Raw genomic sequence first — 17198 nt, 5'->3', positions numbered from 1 at the left:
GGCAGGGAAACAGAACTGATTCCCTCTGCTCCTATAACCTGCCCTTCCTATTTGTAAAGGGGGCCATAGGCCTCACAGGCCCGGTAGTCGGCCCCCTCCTTATCCATTCCAAAGGCTGACCAGGCGCTGGGCCTGAAGATTTGCTCTTCGGGCACATTGTGCATACAGACCGGGATCCGGAGCATGGCGGCCAGGGCCATCAGCCTGGAACCGAGGTGCCCGTAAGAGAAAGCACCATGGTTGGCGCCCCAGTTGGCCATGACCGAATAGACATCCCTGAAGTTCCCCTCCCCTGTCAGACGCGGAACAAACCAGGTAGTTGGCCAGGTGGGATTGGTTCTTTCGGTAAGGGTATGATGCACTTCCTCCGGCAGGTCGATGGTATACCCTTCGGCAATCTGAAGGGCAGGTCCGAGTCCCCTGATGATATTGATCCGGCTCATGGTAATGGGCATGCCGCCCCGGGTATTAAAGGTAGAAGAGAATCCGCCCCCCCAGAAATAGCCCAGATCGGCCGGGCCCCAGGTAGTGCTTTCCAGACATTTCCGGGCCTCTTCCTCACTGATATCATACCAGGGTTTCATGGCAGGTTTCCCTTCGATAAGCTGCTCCCCGGAGCCATCCAGGGCCGAGGGCCCCGAATTGATCAGGTGGATAAATCCATTCCCGGCCTCGGCGCTCAGTTCAAATCCAGTAACCCGTTTTACCGCTTCGGGACTCCAGTAGGTACGTACATCGCTGAATACCTGGGCGGCGCCGGTCAGCAGGTGACCAAAAAGCATGGAAACCCCGTTCAGGCTGTCATTCTCGGTGGCCAGCATATAGGGCTGACGAATGCCGTTCCAGTCAAAGGAAGAACAAAGAATGGCCTCCATAAAGTCCCCGTTGGGGAAATGATCGGTCCACTGACGCTGCCCCTGGAATCCTGCTGCAATGGCATTGTGCCCCATGGCCTCCTCTCCAAAGCCCAGCTTCTTTAATTTTGGATTTCCCACCATCAGGTCGCGCCCGATCAGGGCCATTTTGGCCACAAATTCCCACTCTTCTGCTTTCTTTCCGGCTGGTTTCTGCTTTTCGGGCGGATTGTAATCCTTGCCCTCCTTACAGTTCTTCCGGATCCACTGTTGTGCCACACTCAATTCTTCCGGATCATAGATGCCTTCCTGAATTCTCCGGGTAAACTCCGACATATCCACATATTCACAGCGCATTCCCAGATACTCTTCAAAGAAGCGGGAATCCACCATAGAGCCCGCGATTCCCATGGATACACTGCCCATGGAGAGATAGGATTTTCCTTTCATGGTGGCCACTGCCAGGCCAGCCTGGACAAAGGTGAGGATCTTCTCTTGTACATCTTCAGGAATGCTTGTGTCGTCCGGATCCTGCACATCCTTTCCATATATCCCAAAGGCTGGAAGACCTTTTTGATTATGTCCGGCCAGGGCTGCAGCCAGGTAGACAGCTCCCGGACGCTCCGTTCCGTTATATCCCCAGATAGCCTTCGGAAGCAGGGGATCCATATCGATGGTCTCACTTCCGTAGCACCAGCAGGGGCTTACGGTCAGGCTCACTCCCACACCGGCCCGGGCAAATTTATCGGCCGCTGCAGCGGCTTCTGCCACTCCCCCGATACAGCTGTCGGCCAGCACGCACTCCACCCTGGAACCGTCGGCATGTCTGAGTTTTGATTCAATCAAGGTGGCCGCACTCCGGGCCATATTTTTGGTTTGATCCTCCAGGGACTCCCTGATCCCTTTCTGACGTCCGTCGATGGCGGGCCTGATTCCCACTTTAGGGGCTGTTCCCAGTAATCTTCCAGTACTCATGATTTTTTTATGTTTTAAGTGACAGATATAAGTTGTATCGTTGCTCTGCCCGGGGCAGTATGGCCCCGGGGCGGTATCTTTTCAGCCTGCATGATTTTTTAACCAGATCCCTTCCTTCCTGCAGATCCCCGAGCTTTCCCATGGCAATGCCCTGAATGATCAAATTGCCCATGGCCGCTCCTTCCACCGGACCGGATATGACCTCCCGCTGACAAATGGAGGCTATGCGCTGGCAGAGATAATCCGACTGGCTTCCCCCACCCACCAGGTGCAGGACCTCGATGGACCTCTGAGAGAGCATTTCCAGCTGCTCCATGTAGTACCTGAAGGAGAAGCAGAGACTATCATAGGCACAGGAGATATAATCGCTGAAATTCTCCGGAACAGGCTGACCCGATCTTTCAAAAAAACGGTCAAAGGCCATTTTCATATCGGGGGGGTGGTAGAATCCGGCATCCTCCGGATCTATAAGCTGACTGACAGGTTTATCTTCCCGGACCATCTCCTCCATCTGTGCAAAAGAGATATCCGCAGACAGCTGCTTCTTCAATCCCTGCAGCAACCAGAGGCCCACAATGTTCTTCAGGGGACGGTAGCCGTTCCCGTAGGCTCTTTCATTGGTAATTCCCAGCTCCATGGCCTCCTCACTGAGCAGGGGCCGGGACGATTCTATGCCCACGATGCACCAGGTGCCCGCCGAAATAAAAGCAAAATCAGGATTTTCCACCGGCAGGGCGGCCACCACACAGGCCGTATCATGTCCGCATACGGCCACATTTTCCAGCTGAATATGACCCGCTTCCGCTATGGTAACCCTTCCCAGCCTGGTCCCGGAAGGAATCACTTCTCCAAGTTTTTCCTCTTCCAACCCGAGCCTGGAAAGAATTTCATGATCCCACTGAGCTCCATCTACCTGCAGGATCTGAGACGTGGAGGAAATGCTCAGTTCATTCAGCGCCGAACCAGATAGAATATAAGAGATATAAGCGGGGATAAAGAGAATTTTTGAGCACCGCTCCAGCACCTTTTGTTCCCTGACAGACCATAGCTGAAAAAGCGTGTTGAACAGGTAAAAATTAATCCCGGTGCGTAAAAAGGTATCCCGGTCACTCATGTGCTTTCTCCACTGCTCCCGCATTCCTGCCGTACGCTTGTCCCTGTAGGCCACAGGGGTATCCACCAGTTCTCCATGGGCATCTATCAGAACATAGTCCGCTCCCCAGGAATCGACACCGATACTTTGAGGAGCCTCCCCGGATGCCTCTATGGCTTTGGCTATCCCCTTTTTGATTTCGCGGATGATATGATCCATGTCCCAGGTGTCCCGTCCATCCGCTTCCTGAATCTCATGATGGATCCTGCATATTTCATCCAGTTCAAGACTCTCCCCGCTCAGCGAGCCAAGCATCACCCGGATGCTGCCGGCCCCCATATCGATGGCGATCGCTTTAAAAACCTCTCCTTCTGAGCTCATTTCCCGGACTACATGAATCTGCAAGATAGAAAGGATTATAAGCCTTTTAAATGGAAAATTCTCTTAGTTTTGTGTACAAACCAACCATTTCCTCCATGTTCAGGTTCCAGGAAATACCCCCGGAAGGCGATCCCTCAGGAAGGATCCAGGAATTTCAGGAAGTCCTGCCAAGACTCTTATGCTGCAGGTACTGGTGGATGTCTGAATGGAAAAGCCAGCAAATGTCCTTTCCATACTGGAGGCTGTACTGGAACCGTTCGGGACGAGCCTGGGTTGTGTACAATAAAACAATTTACCTGGATGCTGACAGGCTGGTACTGATCCCCCCGAACACACCCTTTGCTTCAGATATCGATCACTCCAGGGTCCCGCCCGGTCAGCCCTATTCCCTCAGAGGCGGACGGGTCGAAAGCAGGGCCATGGAAAAAGCCATGCTGGAGAAGGGAACCGTTCTGCATATGTTCATTCATTTTACCCTGGGCTACCCCTATGATACCATTTCACCGGATATTTTTGTCTTCGAAAACTCTTCGCTGCAGCGTAAACTGCTTATGTCAATAAGCAGGCAGCTTATAGCCGGTCAGGTCAGGTTTGAACAGACCGGCAGCCTGGAGTTATACTCCCTGCTCTTCTCCCTGCTTCACCAGTTGCCTTCGACCACCTGGAAAAAGCAGAAGCTGGATCGCAGAATTCTGCAGGGTATCCGGTATATGGAGCAACACATCAGGGATACAGAGATAAGCAACAAGCTTCTTGCACAAAGGGGAGGCATGTCGGTCAATGCCTTTGCAAGACTGTTCAAGCAACAAACGGTCTATTCTCCCCACAAATATCTGGTTCGCATGCGCGTGGAAAAGGCCTGCAACATGCTACATCACAGCGACCTGAGCATCGACCAGATTGCCGCGGCCTGCGGGTTCTCCGACCGGTATTATTTCACCCGGATCTTTAGCCGTACCATGAAAGTATCGCCCGGGGCCTACAGAAAGAATATTATGCCGGGAAAATATACTAATATTAAGCCATGAGGAAACAAACAGATCAAAAGCGGAAAACACCATTTTGTATAAAAAAATGGCGTATGGAAAGGATAGCTAAGGTTCTGAACGGGATAAGTCTGGCCTTCCTTTGTTTACTTTTTTTAAGCGGCCTTGCCGCATGAACCGGTAATCAGATCCCGGGCATATCAATTATTACAGATGAAACATATGGTAGTCCTGTAGAATATGGCATTGCAAAACTTTCCTCCCAGCTGGATCAGAATAATATTTCCTATGAGAAAGTCAGTGATTTAAGCAAAGCCCGGGGTGAAATCCTCGTGGTAGCCGGCTTATCCGGTGGGACGGGCGAAGCTGCAAAGTTGTTGTCGGATACAAAAAGGCAAAAACCGGAGCTGCCCGAAGCATTTTCTATCTGGAATATGGAGATCCGGGGGAAAGCGGCCTGGGTACTGACAGGATATGATGACCGTGGATTAATGTATTCCCTCCTGGATGCAGCAGAATGCCTGCAATGGAGCAATGATATCAAAGCCCCGTTCAATGAACTGGAAGACACCTTTGAGCAAGCTGATGTTAGCACCCGGGCTGTTTCCCTGTATACCATGAATCGTGCCTACTGGGAAAGCCGGTTCTACGATGAGGCTTATTGGGCCGGCTACATGGACATGCTGGCAAAGAACCGCTGAGAATGCATAATGAGTCGGGCCTGAAAAGGGGAGAAGAGATGGAAATATTCTGGACCGAAGTGTTTGGAATGATGAAAGCGACAGCACCCGGACTCCAGGTCGAACTGCGGGCCAAAGAACTGCCGGAATCCATTATTCAAATTGCGAGAGAACTGAAGCTGGACTTTACGGTCACCACTAAATACTGGATGGAGCAGCTTGGTCTCCCCTTCCATCCGACCCATATTAACCGGGAAAATCAATTAGAGCGCAGGCATGGCTATGCAGATATGCTCCGGTATCCGCAAGAATACAAAATCCTCTGGCGCCTCTGGAGCGGTGGAACCCAGCGAGTGCTCCTTTGGGGCGACCCCGGATATGTGCGGCGTTTTTCTGAAAGCACCCACCTGTACGATGGAGTCGGTTTCGAAATCAATGAACCTCTGGCCACTAAAATGGAAGCCCAGCCCCATGATGAAGAACCCTTTGATTTATTGAACCTTCCTTACAGGTACTACGACTATGAGTTCGAGCGCTACTGGCATTTCTTTCAGGTATTTGGCCGTCTCTCCTATAATCCGGACACCTCTCCGGAAGTCTGGATCCGGGAATTTAATCATCGTTTTGGCAAGGAAGCGGGACCCCATATTCAGGAAGCGCTTCACAAGGCCAGTGCCATTCTGCCCAGAGTGATGGCAGCCTGTGCTCCCTACGGGAAATTCCCCACCACCATGGGCTGGGCAGAGATGCAACGCTTTGGTGATCTGCCCCAGTTGCCAATGCTGAAGGAATTGATATACAGCAGTTTGCCAGCTTTTATACAGAGGCAAAACTGCTTATCGAAAATGGAGCAAGTGTTAAAACACTGCCTTCAACCACGTCCTTGTGGTTCCTTCAAAGACATCAGGAGATTGAAGAACTCATGGGCAAGGCCAGGCTTGAGCTGTCAGGCAATCAGAACAAGGAATTCCAGTCCACCCTGTGCGACCTGAGCATTCTTTCCAACCTGGCCCTCTTTCATTCCCGCAGGATTCCTGCCGCGGTTTCTTATTGCATCTTTGAACGTACCGGCGATCCGCATGCCCTGGATGATGCCATTGCTTACGAAAGCAAAGCCATTGAAGCCTGGGAAAATATAGTGGCCGCCACAGCTGATATCTATGCTTCCGATATTAAGATGGGGGTACAGGAATACTTATTCATGGACATTCACCATCATCTTACCGGACACTGGAGGGATGAATTAGGCTACCTTGAGAACGGACTGGAAAAACTTAAATCCCAAAGAAGTACCTTAGGTATGGAAAAGACAGCCAGAACGGCTCCCTTATACCAGGCAGCTCCTGAACATGATCCCCGGGCTTTGTTCCAGATTCAACATCAGGCAGTCAGAACAGCCCCCCTGAATGAAAACATCACCATCCGGGCGACTGTCACTGCTCCTTCAGGGATCCGATGGGTGCGGCTCCGCTACCGCTCTGTGAACCAGCATTTGGATTACAAGACTTTAGACATGACCCCCGAAGCAGGGAGCGATTCCTATGAGGCCACCGTCCCGGCCGGGGAAATGGATGAAAAATACGATTTTATGTATTTCCTTGAAGTGATGAATACGAATGGTTATGGCCGCATGTATCCTGATTTTAATGTTGAAACGCCCTATATTATTGTAAAGCTGGAGCGTTGAAGAAAAAGCCGGCAGAATGAAGTTCCTGGCCATAAGGTGCCGGATCGCCGGAATCCAGCGTTTAGGGTTTTTCGGATAGCAAGAGTTCTTCCGCCTCTACGGACCAAAGTCCGCCGTACCGGTCGCAGATATCGGCCAGTTTGCGAAACAGAGGCTTGCTTTCACCCAGTTTCCTGAAATCGGCAATGGCCGTAAGAGGCAGCTCAATGTGCGTATAAATCAGCTTTTTGCCCCCGGATATCTCAGGAAGGTTGAGGGTTGCCTGCGGCACGGCATCCAGTCCCCCGATATGAGTGATCAGTCCGGATGTATCCATCCCCTTCTCCATCAAAGCCAGCGACTCCCTGATATCGTCCGTATTCCCTCCGCTGGTTCCCACTATATGGGTATAGGCATAGTGGACGTTGTAGAAATTCAGTTTTGCACTGAAATCCGGGTCGGACGGACCCGCAAAGAAGTTCAGGCAGCCATCAAAAGCCAGCAATTTATCGGCCTCTTCAACGACAGAGGCGACCGGGGCAAAAACAAATACATCATTGTAGCCCTCCCCTTTGTTGAGGCCTTTGATATAAGACGCGGGATCGCTGAGCATACCTGTATTTACGTAGTGCAAGCCGATACCCCGGGCCAGGGCCATGGATGGAGGAAAAAGCTCTTCGGCCCGCCTGAGCCGCTCCGGATCAATATCGGTGACCACCAGTAAGGAGGGTTTCCGGTCCTGACGGTTCAGTACATAGCTGATGGCAGCAAGTCCCATCGGCCCCACCCCGGCCAGAATGGCCATTTTTCCGCCATCCACAATCTCCATGTCGTGGACATAGGTGCCGGGCTTGATATGGTAGTTGGCATGCATGGCCCCGATAACGCAGGAATAAGGCTCCGCCATGGATGCCTGGTAATAGCCAGGACCCTTGTAAACCAGCAGACAGCCCATTTCCATTACCTCCCTGGGAATCACCACATAAGTGGCATCCCCTCCCAGAAACTGATAGGAATAACCGGGGGCCCCCAGGATTCCCACCGGTCCGTCCGGGTAATTAAGCGCCGGCTGGATGGCAAATTTATCCCCCGCCTTAAACTGCCCGCTCCACCTGGCCCCCACCTCCACAAGCTCTCCGGCAAATTCATGCCCGATAATCACCGGGTTCTCTGAAACATCATCAGGAATCCGTTTATGGGCTGTTCCCTGGATGGCCGCTTTGTAGGAAGACATGCACAGGCTGTCACTGACCACCTTTGCCAGGATTTCATCCTTCTGAATGGCAGGTAGTTCAAACTCTTCCATCCTCAAATCTCTTTTGCCATATAAGCGGACCGCCTTGGTTTTCATAGACTCGTGTTTATCAGGATATAAAATCGAGGATCCGGGCCGGATCACTAATTAACTCTCCCATTCCCTCCACCGGTGTGCCGGCCAGCCGGCCATAGCCCCAGGTGACCCCCAGGGGAACCATTCCTGCAGCCTGTGCCGTAAGGATATCGTTGTCCGAATCTCCCACAAAAAGGATCTTTTCAGAGGCCATCCCCCATTGTTCTGCAATCTCAAATGCTGCTGCCGGATCGGGCTTGCGGTGCACCTCCTCACGCTGGCCCAGTACTGGATCAAAGGGCCATGAAGACAGGTAGAACTCACATACCCTACGGGTCAGCAGATGAGGCTTGTTTGAAAGCACAGAAATCTTAATCCTATGATCCACCAGCTTATCCAGCATAGCCGGGACCCCTTCATATACCCGGCTCCTGTCGTGCAGGTTCTCTGCATAGATCTCCTTAAATTCCGACACATAGGCCCTTAGCTGTTTCTCACCGACCGGTTCCCCCAGCGCCCTCTCAACAAACTTCACGGCGCCATTCCCGATCCATTTCAGATAATAATCCAGATCATGTCCGGGCAGTCCGTGCCTGGCAAACATCTCATTGGCCGCCCCTGCAATATCTTCAATGGTATGGATCAGTGTTCCGTCCAGGTCAAAAATAATTCCTTCGATTTTCATTCCTCTGCCTTAACTTAGCATGACCTGTCCGCCGGTTACCGGAATGGCCTGTCCCGTTTCATACTCCTGGTCGATCACATATTTAATAGCCTTCACCACATCCTCCACCCTGCATCCTCGCCCTGCCGGAACCATGGACTCATAATGACGTTTCACATCCATGATTGTTTTGGCACCACTGACCTTGGCTGCTTTCAGATACTGAACAAACAGCCCTTTCTCCGGATCGGACCACAGGGGCCCTTCGAAATAATTGCCCGGACAAATGGCATTGACCTTGATCCTGTCGCCGATCAGTTCCATGGCAAAGGAATGAGTCAGTCCGATCCCTGCAAATTTGCTGCCCGAATAGGCAAAATTCTTTTTACTTCCCTCCAGACCCGATTTGGAGTTTATCTGGATGATATCGCCATAGTTATCGCCCGAGAACCTGTTCTGCAGCTTCATGACGGGGACCACGGCTTTTACACTGTTGTAATAGCCCTTGTAGTTGACCCCGGTCACCAGATCGAACTCACTTTCTTCCAGCTCGTCAATGGCTCCGGCCCTTAACACGCCGGCGTTGCTGATCATCACATCCAATCCTCCGAATTCCAGGACCGTCTCATATACCGCCTGCTCCATGGACTCCAGGCTGCTTACATCCGCCTCAATAAACCAGGCTCTGTTAGGCGACCTGTGCTGGTTCAGCTCCCCTGCCAGACGCGTTCCCTCCTGCCTGTTGATATCCATAATGACCACATTGGCCCCTTCTCCGAACAGCTGCCGGGCTATGCCTTCCCCAAAGCCCATGGCTCCTCCGGTTATGGCTATCACTTTATTGTAAAGAGGTTTACGAGACTGGGGCGAAGCCACCGCCTCGGGAAGTCCGGCCCCCCGGCCCTCCTTGCGGACCGTGGCCAGCTTCTGCTCTACCTTGGATTTATTGGAAGACAGGCCCAGCAGTCCAAGCTCTTCGATAAAAATATACTCTCCGATATCCGCTTTGGAAGCTTCAATCTGTTTCAGAAGCTCTTCAGGCTCCCCCCTGAATACCGAAATGGTGCGTCCCAGGCGAATGGTGATCTTTTCGGGATCGCGTTCGGTAAGTTGATCCAGCAGTACAAAGCTTCCACTCTTCAGAGCATTTTCAGACAAAATCATCCGGATGGCGGGAACCAGTGCAAGGACACTTTCTTTTTTCTGTTCCATCATATTGGTTTTATTCTGTTGTTTTAAAATAGTGATTCAGTACCGCCCTTCCCAGTTCCTCCATCTGATCACGCAGCAAGGGCCTGTAAGCCGGACCTTCCTGAGCCGTAAGGTACTGATGCGCTGCCTGGTAGGCGGCACCATTAAAGGATATTTCAAGCAGACTGTTTTCCAGGGCTACGCCGTTTTTACAGCTGACCGTCAGGGGCCTCATGGCTGTTGTATTATGCTCGGTTCCAAAGGAAACCACAAAGCCATTCTCATAGAAGTATCCGGCGTACTCCTTTAAAACCTCTGCCCTGTTGCGCAGGGGAATCAGCTCCACAGAATTAAAGCCCCACTTTTTCAGCACACTCAGCAAGTTCACCCGGTCACTCTCAAAGGGAGTGATCCCGCTCCCGGCCCCATCCAGCAACATGGGATAGGTAGGGATCCCGCCCGCAGCTCTGATGATCTCCATAATCTCATCCAGCTTTAAAAAGGCTTTCTCATCTTCCGGCACGAAAGCGGGGGATCCTGCCTTCAGCAGCCTGGTCCGAAGTTCCTCCTCGATGCCGGCAATATCTTCACGTTTTTTTTCAGTGGGCAGGCCGCCATAAACCCGTTCCAGCAGTTTATAAAAGGAATCATCATTTGCTGATGCTGCTTCAAGCTTCAGCCGCAAGGCTTTGGCCACATGCCTCTCCCGGAGCAAATGAAGGGCATGTTCCTTCATGATCCCTTCCACCGAAATGGAGATGCCGGTCCTCTGAAACTCCAGCCAGGCCTTAAGCAGACCGATCATCTTTTCGACCTGCTTATTACTCTCAAGGACCACCCTGTTTAATTTCTCCTGCTGGCTTGCAGGAAGTATGGAGGGAAATGCCAGTCCCTTGCCACTGATATAGGTCCGCCCCGGATTACTGGGATCATTCACCCTGATTCCTGCCTCCTGCTCCTCTTTGCTGATACCGATAAGCTCCACATTCAGGAGGGGAAAGAGCCGGTACTTCCGGCACTTTTCAATAAACTCCCCATAGCCGTCAGTCACATAAAAATCATTGATTCCCAATATCCTGACACCTTCTTCTCCGGCCATCTTAACGGCCTCTTCCATGCTTCCGAATGCACTGAATGAACAGGGAGTATGAATGTGGTTGTTGACCTTTAAAGCCCGGAGAGGCTTAGCCGCCTGGTAGGAATTCAACAGGGAAAGCTGTTTGGGAAACTGCTTTAAATAACTCATCAGTTCTTCCGGTTTTAAACCCCCAGCCTGCTTCTTCGCAACTGTTCGCCCCTGGTAAAGTTCTGGGAGCATACATGATTCTTTAAAGGTACGATCTTCTCATGAATAGCATCGATAATCCAGAAAGCCTGAGGAAAGAAATAATCCTCCAGCTCATAGGCAGGGGTTATCCAGTTCCGCGAACCCACCACTACCGGCGGGGCATCCAGGTCATCAAAAGCAAGTTCTGTAATGTTCTGGGCCACATCCTTCAGGTAGGATCCCCGTTCACTGGCGTCGCTGACCAGGACAATGCGACCCGTCTTTTTCAAGGAACTCAGGACCAGATCGTAATTGAAGGGTACCAGGGAGCGGGCGTCAATAATCTCTGCCGACATCCCGTATTTCTCCTGGAGCGTACCGGCTGCCTTCATGGCGCGGTACAGGGTGGCTCCGATGGTCAGGATGGTAATATCCTCCCCTTTTCGTTTGATATCGGGTTCGCCAATGGGGATCTCATAGTATCCTTCCGGAACACCCTCCTTATGGAACTCCTCCCCGATGCCATACAGCCTCTGGCTCTCAAAAAAGATCACCGGATCGGTTCCCTGCAGGGCGGCATTCATCAAGCCCTTCGCATCGTAGGGGGTGGCAGGGAATACCACTTTGATCCCTGGTATGTGGGCCACCAGGGAGGACCAGTCCTGGGAGTGCTGGGCCCCGTATTTGGAACCTACCGACACCCTCAGCACTACCGGCATTTTAATCAGATTTCCACTCATGGCCTGCCACTTGGGCAACTGGTTAAAAACCTCGTCGCCGGAACGCCCCAGGAAATCACAATACATGATCTCCGGAATAACCCGCCCCCCGCACATGCCATATCCAATGGCGGTACCCACGATGGCCCCTTCCGAAATGGGAGAATTGAAAAGCCGGTTATAGGGCAGGGCCTCGGTGAGTCCCCGGTATACCGCAAAGGCTCCTCCCCAGTCACGATTTTCCTCCCCGTAGGCCACCAGGGTCGGATCCTTGTAAAAGCGATCGATGATGGCCTCGAAGAGCCCGTCCCTGAACTGGTACTGTTTCATGGCCGAATGTGCCCGGCCCTCCTTATCAAAGGCAAATCTCTCTTTTCGGGCAATTTGTATGACCCTTGGATTCTCCTCCATGGGGTGGTTCACTTCGGGAACTCCCTCCTCCATGCGGTCGACGGACTGGTTGGAGAACATCATCTCCCCGATCAGACCGGGATTGGAGATCAGGTCCATTCGTGGAGACAGCTGATCATCAATGGATAGTTTAAATGCATCCATGATGAGCTCATCGCAGGCTGCCTTGATCTGATCCAGATCTGCCTGAGCGGCCAGGCCGGCATCCATAAGTTCCCGGCCATAGGAGACAATGGAATCGACCGATTCCCATGCCTCAACCTCTTCCCGGGAGCGGTAAGAGGAGGAGTCGGACGGAGAGTGCCCGCTGTAGCGGTAGGTCAGCACATCCAGAAAGACCGGACCCTTTTTCTCTTCAATGATCTTCATCTTCCGCTCATAGGCATCGATCACCGCCAGGGGATTGTATCCATCTACACGCTCTGCATGCATCTTCTCCGCATTCAGAGCTGCTCCCACCCTGGCTGCTATGGCATATCCCATGGTTTCCCCGCAGGTCTGTCCCCCCATGCCGTACTGGTTGTTCATAATATTGAAAATGATCGGCAAACCGCCCTTCATATCCCCTTCCCACAGCTCCCTGAACTGGTCCATGGCTGCAAAGGTCATTCCTTCCCATACTGGACCGCATCCCAGGGATGCATCACCAATATTTGCCACCACAATGCCAGGTTTCCGGTTCACTTTCTTATAGAGTGCCGCTCCAACGGCAATATCGCCCGAACCACCCACAATGGCGTTGTTGGGATAAATCCCAAAGGGCGTAAAGAAAGCGTGCATGGAGCCGCCCAGTCCCTTATTAAAACCGGTCTCCCGGGCAAAAATTTCGGCCAGGGTGCCGTATACCAGGAATTTAAGAGCCAGTGACCTGATATCACCCTGATGTCCTTTCTCTACGATACCCAGGATGCGGCCATCAAAAAAATCCTTCATGATCCCGTAGAGCTTATCCTCATCCAGCTTCTGAATGGCAGAAAGCCCTTTGGCCAGGATTTCTCCGTGAGAGCGGTGCGAGCCAAAAATATAATCATCGATACCCAGCTTATAAGCCATGCCCACCGCCGCTGCTTCCTGCCCGATGGAGAGGTGAGCCGGACCGGGATGGGAATGACTGATCCCCTTGTATTCCCCGGTGGTCTTGATCAGGTTCAGCATACTCTCAAACTCCCTGATAATCTGCATATCCCGGTAAATACGGATCAGATCTTCCCCGGAGAAACCCGACAGCTCATCTTTGACCGATCTGCGGTAGCTGTTTACGGGAATGGAACCCAGTTCCAGGACCTGGCTCTGCCTGAGCTCCGACGGGTTGATATATTGTTTCTTTGGCATGGGAATGGTTTATAGGTTTTCGTTATGTAAAGCTATGTCTATCTGAGAAGATCGGGGGAAAGTTGCTCGATCTGCTTTTTAATCTCGGCCAGGAACAGGGTGGCCGGTCCACCATCGAGTGCCCGGTGGTCATAAGTCAGGGACAATCCGATAAAAGGCTGGAAAGCAAATGTTCCGTCGGCCAGGATAGCGGGTCGCTGAATAATGGTATTCACACCCAGGATCCCTACCTGGGGGAGGTTTATAAGCGGAGTAAACATCTCCACCCCATAGTTGCCCAGGTTAGATACGGTGAAAGTGGCTGCTTCCGGCACAATCAGGTCGGGAGAAATACTTCCCTTTTTGGAACTGCCGGCGATTTCCTTCAGCCTGACCGAGAGTTCCGGCAGGTTATAACGATCGGCGTTTAACAGGACCGGAACCATCAATCCGCGATCCGTATCAACGGCCAGACCCAGATTTACCTGTTCGAAGATCCGGATATGCTGCCCCAGGAAATGAGCATTGGCTCCGCGATGCAACAGGAGACTTTGAATAAGCGCGTAGCAGACCATATCGTTCAGGGTGATGTTGCAGGGATAGCCACCCTCCAGCCGGAGCTTTACCTCTCGCCTCAGCTGCAACATGGCAGAGGCATTGGCACTGAGATGGTGAGTAAGCTGAGCCGAATTCTGCAAGGACCTGTGCATGGCACCGGCAATGATCTTTCTGACATTACTGAGAGGTACATCCGAAAAGGAGCCCGTTCCCTGACTGACAGACCGTGGGTGGGGATCTGAAGAGGGTGAGACCAGATCTTCCACCTTATACTTTCCGCAGCCGGGAAAGTCAGAGGAGACCGTCAGTCCCCCGGCCTCCATTTTCTTTTGAGCCAGTGGAGTGAGTCGTTTACCCTGCCTGATTGCTTCCACAATATCCCGCTCGATAATCCGCCCACCGGGACCGGTGCCTGACACCCCTTCCAGGACAACCCGTTTCTCCCGGGCCAGCTTCCGGGCCCTGGGGGAAATGGAGGAAGCATCTTTCACTGCCTGAGATAGGGAAACAGCTTCCGTAAAGGGGCCTGTGGAAGCAGGCTCCATCCTGCTGCCTGAAGACTCCTCCGGCCGGAATGTTTCAAAAGCTTCCCCCTCGGCTCCGATCACTGCCACATTCAGCAATACAGGCACCTCGTCACCCTCTTCATAGAAACGGGCCAGCAGGATTCCATCCTCAGGAGCCTCCTCTTCAAAGACGGCCTTATCTGTTTCGTAAGCAAACAGCAGGTCTCCCCTGGAGATGCTTTCCCCCACAGCCTTATACCATTCGGTGAGAATGCAACTCTCTACGGACTGTCCCTGCCTGGGCATGATAACTGCATGGGCCATTTGATTATGCTTTATAAGGGTTAAAAGTATTACTTGTATATACAAGTGCAAATATAATAGCTTTTTCTGAATATAAAAATAAAATATCCAATGAAAGTGATAATTACATATATTATTGATTTATAATTTTTTATGTCATTATATTAAGAAGTATTGGTAAAATATTTCCATATACATATATTTACAACTATATTTGTGGATATTTACAAATCCAGTGTTTCGGAACCATGGCTCTAAAAGAAGTTCCCTCCTACCGGAGATTGTATGAAAAGCTGCGTAAACTGATGGAGGATGGCACTTACAAGCGGGGGGACCTGCTTCCGTCCGAAAATGAATTGTGTGCTGCCCACCACCTGACGCGCCCCACAGTGCGCAAGGCCCTGGATATGCTGGTAAACGAGGGTTTCATCCTCCGGCACCAGGGCCTGGGCTCCATCGTCCAGGGACAGTCCAAAGGGATCGGAATCCTCTCCCTGACCGGAACCACTTCTGCCATCGGCCAGGAAAACCTGACTACCCGGATCATTGTAAAACCAAAAATCATCCGCTGGGAGCAGGCCTTTGGTTTTGAATTAAGCGAACAGGAGAAGAGCATGGGCTGTATCTATATGGAACGCCTGAGACTGATAAATGACCGTCCGGTATTCTATGATATCACCATGATTCCCAACCTGAACCTGCCCAGATTTACCTCCCGGACCTTTGAAAACCGCTCCCTCTTCGAAATTCTCAGGAAAAACTACCAGTTGGAGGTAAAAGGGGGGGAACAAAAGATACAGGCCATTACCGCCGATGAGAGGATCCGGAAACATTTTGCTGTTGCCAGGGACCATCCCATCCTCCGGATCGACCGGAAAATGGAGACCAATCGCGTGGGTTTCTCCTTTTTCAGCCAGATATTCTGCAATACAAGTGATTACAGCCTAACCGGCCGGTTTTAAATGGAAGGCAGCTTCCAGGGAGCACGATAATCGGCCTGGGTAAGGGCGGCAGCTTTCTCATCACCGATCACCTCACCTTTCTCTCCATCCCAGAATATCTTATGCCCGGTTCTCAGGGCCAGGTTTCCAAGCTGGGCAATCCTGGCAATATGTCCCCCGATCTCCACACTGGCATTGGGTGTTTCCCTGGTTTTCAAACACTCCAGGAAATTCTTCACATGCAGGTCCAATCCGCTTGCTCCGGTCTTTTTGATAAGGGGTACCGCTTCCATCCGGGCTTTACCCTCAGGAGCTTCCGCAATCACTTCCCATCCCTGACGGTCTACCACCAGGGTTCCGTTCTCTCCGATATAGGATACCCCATGCTCTCGCCCGTAGTTTCCCTGACCAATTCCCAGGGTGGACTCCCAGAGCAGGGCAAAATCATTAAACTCATACATGGCGAACTGGGTATCGGGTGTCTGCCTGGCATCATCCGGAAAGGCATATTTACCTCCCGAGGACATCACCGAATTGGGCACATACTCATTCATCCCGTACAGGGCATAATCCAGCAGGTGTACGCCCCAGTCGGTCATTAATCCGCCTGCATAATCCCAGTACCACCGGAAGTTAAAATGAAAGCGGTTGATATTGAAGGGACGCCCGGGGGCAGGACCCAGCCAAAAATCATAATCGACCCCCTCAGGCACCGGTCCGTCAGCCTGAACTGGCAGATAGTGTTTCCAGTCCAGATAAACCCAGGCTTTCACGGTCCTGATTCTCCCCAGTTTCCCGCTATGTACAAAGTCAACCGCATTTTTCCAGTGAGGATCGCTTCGCTGCCACTGTCCCACCTGTACCACACTCCCGTATTTCTTCTGCGCGGCAATCATCAGATCGATCTCCTCAATGGAATTGGCAATGGGTTTTTCCACATACACATCCAGACCCGCCTGACAGGCCTCAATCATGGGCAGGGTGTGCCAGTGGTCCGGTGTGCCAATAATAACAGCATCCAGATCCTTATGCTCCAGTAACTTCCTGTAATCATCGTAAAGTATTGCTTTCTTCCCCTGGATCTCCTCCACCTCGGCGGCGCGTTTCTCCAGGACATTCCGGTCCACATCGCAAAGTGCCAGGCATTCCACTCCGTCCATCTTCAGAAAAGAACGCAGATCCGACATGCCCATTCCGTTGAGACCGATGGCCCCAACGTTGACTCTTTCATTGGCCCCCAGGATCCGGGAAGTTGCACGCAGTGTGCCTGGAAGTACAGTTATCAGTCCTGTTGCGGCTGCAACGCCCGCGCTTTTCTGGATAAAATCTCTTCTTTTCATGGGTAGCATTTAAACGGTTATC

Annotated in this window: 14 protein-coding genes; 5 read left to right on the top strand and 9 right to left on the bottom strand. The window is 51.9% G+C overall.

Going from position 1 to position 17198, the window contains the following annotated elements; all coding sequences use genetic code 11:
- Window positions 1-47: 47 nt before the first annotated feature.
- Window positions 48-1811, bottom strand: coding sequence for an L-fucose isomerase (locus P1P86_09460; protein ID MDF1575404.1), 1764 nt, complete (start codon window positions 1809-1811; stop codon window positions 48-50).
- 25 nt (window positions 1812-1836) lie between these two features.
- Window positions 1837-3327, bottom strand: a complete 1491-nt coding sequence (locus P1P86_09455; protein ID MDF1575403.1) for an FGGY family carbohydrate kinase — start codon at window positions 3325-3327, stop codon at window positions 1837-1839.
- A gap of 26 nt (window positions 3328-3353) precedes the next feature.
- Here P1P86_09455 and P1P86_09450 point away from each other — a divergent pair, with 26 nt between their 5' ends.
- The 4 genes from P1P86_09450 (at window position 3354) to P1P86_09435 (ending at window position 6656) form a co-directional block, all read left to right on the top strand.
- Window positions 3354-4331, top strand: coding sequence for an AraC family transcriptional regulator (locus tag P1P86_09450; protein ID MDF1575402.1), 978 nt, complete (start codon window positions 3354-3356; stop codon window positions 4329-4331).
- Between the two features lie 335 nt (window positions 4332-4666).
- Complete coding sequence (locus tag P1P86_09445) at window positions 4667-4990, top strand: hypothetical protein (GenBank protein MDF1575401.1); 324 nt, start codon at window positions 4667-4669, stop codon at window positions 4988-4990.
- Window positions 4991-4992: 2 nt separating this feature from the next.
- Entirely contained in the window at window positions 4993-5961 is a 969-nt protein-coding gene (locus P1P86_09440) for a hypothetical protein (GenBank protein ID MDF1575400.1), read from the top strand.
- Window positions 5892-6656 (top strand): hypothetical protein, encoded by a 765-nt coding sequence (locus tag P1P86_09435; protein ID MDF1575399.1) that lies wholly within the window; start codon window positions 5892-5894, stop codon window positions 6654-6656. The genes P1P86_09440 and P1P86_09435 overlap by 70 nt, the downstream gene beginning before the upstream one ends.
- Before the next feature lie 61 nt (window positions 6657-6717).
- Here P1P86_09435 and P1P86_09430 read toward each other — a convergent pair whose 3' ends face one another.
- From P1P86_09430 to P1P86_09405, 6 genes are read right to left on the bottom strand one after another with little or no spacing between them, the layout of a single operon-like run.
- The gene (locus P1P86_09430; protein ID MDF1575398.1) at window positions 6718-7986 is read right to left on the bottom strand and encodes a zinc-binding dehydrogenase; all 1269 of its coding nucleotides are present in this window, start codon (window positions 7984-7986) and stop codon (window positions 6718-6720) included.
- Between the two features lie 13 nt (window positions 7987-7999).
- A complete protein-coding gene (locus P1P86_09425; protein ID MDF1575397.1) occupies window positions 8000-8650 on the bottom strand; it encodes an HAD-IA family hydrolase in 651 nt (216 codons plus the stop codon).
- A gap of 9 nt (window positions 8651-8659) precedes the next feature.
- Complete coding sequence (locus P1P86_09420) at window positions 8660-9841, bottom strand: SDR family NAD(P)-dependent oxidoreductase (protein MDF1575396.1); 1182 nt, start codon at window positions 9839-9841, stop codon at window positions 8660-8662.
- Between the two features lie 10 nt (window positions 9842-9851).
- Window positions 9852-11066: a PHP domain-containing protein gene (locus P1P86_09415; GenBank protein ID MDF1575395.1), complete on the bottom strand. Its 1215-nt coding sequence runs from the start codon at window positions 11064-11066 to the stop codon at window positions 9852-9854.
- A gap of 14 nt (window positions 11067-11080) precedes the next feature.
- Complete coding sequence (locus tag P1P86_09410; protein ID MDF1575394.1) at window positions 11081-13549, bottom strand: thiamine pyrophosphate-dependent enzyme; 2469 nt, start codon at window positions 13547-13549, stop codon at window positions 11081-11083.
- Window positions 13550-13587: 38 nt separating this feature from the next.
- Window positions 13588-14916 (bottom strand): dihydrolipoamide acetyltransferase family protein, encoded by a 1329-nt coding sequence (locus P1P86_09405; GenBank protein ID MDF1575393.1) that lies wholly within the window; start codon window positions 14914-14916, stop codon window positions 13588-13590.
- Window positions 14917-15143: 227 nt separating this feature from the next.
- Here P1P86_09405 and P1P86_09400 point away from each other — a divergent pair, with 227 nt between their 5' ends.
- Window positions 15144-15857 (top strand): GntR family transcriptional regulator, encoded by a 714-nt coding sequence (locus tag P1P86_09400; GenBank protein MDF1575392.1) that lies wholly within the window; start codon window positions 15144-15146, stop codon window positions 15855-15857.
- Here P1P86_09400 and P1P86_09395 read toward each other — a convergent pair.
- Window positions 15854-17176, bottom strand: a complete 1323-nt coding sequence (locus tag P1P86_09395; protein MDF1575391.1) for a Gfo/Idh/MocA family oxidoreductase — start codon at window positions 17174-17176, stop codon at window positions 15854-15856. The genes P1P86_09400 and P1P86_09395 overlap by 4 nt on opposite strands.
- Between the last annotated feature and the right edge of the window lie 22 nt (window positions 17177-17198).

It is taken from the genome of Bacteroidales bacterium (assembly GCA_029210725.1).
GTDB lineage: Bacteria > Bacteroidota > Bacteroidia > Bacteroidales.
Note: the sequence above shows the minus strand (reverse complement) of the source record. Positions and strands in the feature narration are given on the sequence as shown.

Excerpts from the sequence above, each read along its gene's own strand:
- P1P86_09450 (MDF1575402.1), top strand. The coding sequence starts at position 3,354 with ATGGAAAATTCTCTTAGTTTTGTGTACAAACCAACCATTTCCTCCATG.
- P1P86_09440 (MDF1575400.1), top strand. The coding sequence starts at position 4,993 with ATGCATAATGAGTCGGGCCTGAAAAGGGGAGAAGAGATGGAAATATTC.
- P1P86_09435 (MDF1575399.1), top strand. The coding sequence starts at position 5,892 with ATGGGCAAGGCCAGGCTTGAGCTGTCAGGCAATCAGAACAAGGAATTC.
- P1P86_09430 (MDF1575398.1), bottom strand. The coding sequence starts at position 7,986 with ATGAAAACCAAGGCGGTCCGCTTATATGGCAAAAGAGATTTGAGGATG.
- P1P86_09425 (MDF1575397.1), bottom strand. The coding sequence starts at position 8,650 with ATGAAAATCGAAGGAATTATTTTTGACCTGGACGGAACACTGATCCAT.
- P1P86_09420 (MDF1575396.1), bottom strand. The coding sequence starts at position 9,841 with ATGGAACAGAAAAAAGAAAGTGTCCTTGCACTGGTTCCCGCCATCCGG.
- P1P86_09415 (MDF1575395.1), bottom strand. The coding sequence starts at position 11,066 with ATGAGTTATTTAAAGCAGTTTCCCAAACAGCTTTCCCTGTTGAATTCC.
- P1P86_09410 (MDF1575394.1), bottom strand. The coding sequence starts at position 13,549 with ATGCCAAAGAAACAATATATCAACCCGTCGGAGCTCAGGCAGAGCCAG.
- P1P86_09405 (MDF1575393.1), bottom strand. The coding sequence starts at position 14,916 with ATGGCCCATGCAGTTATCATGCCCAGGCAGGGACAGTCCGTAGAGAGT.
- P1P86_09400 (MDF1575392.1), top strand. The coding sequence starts at position 15,144 with ATGGCTCTAAAAGAAGTTCCCTCCTACCGGAGATTGTATGAAAAGCTG.
- P1P86_09395 (MDF1575391.1), bottom strand. The coding sequence starts at position 17,176 with ATGAAAAGAAGAGATTTTATCCAGAAAAGCGCGGGCGTTGCAGCCGCA.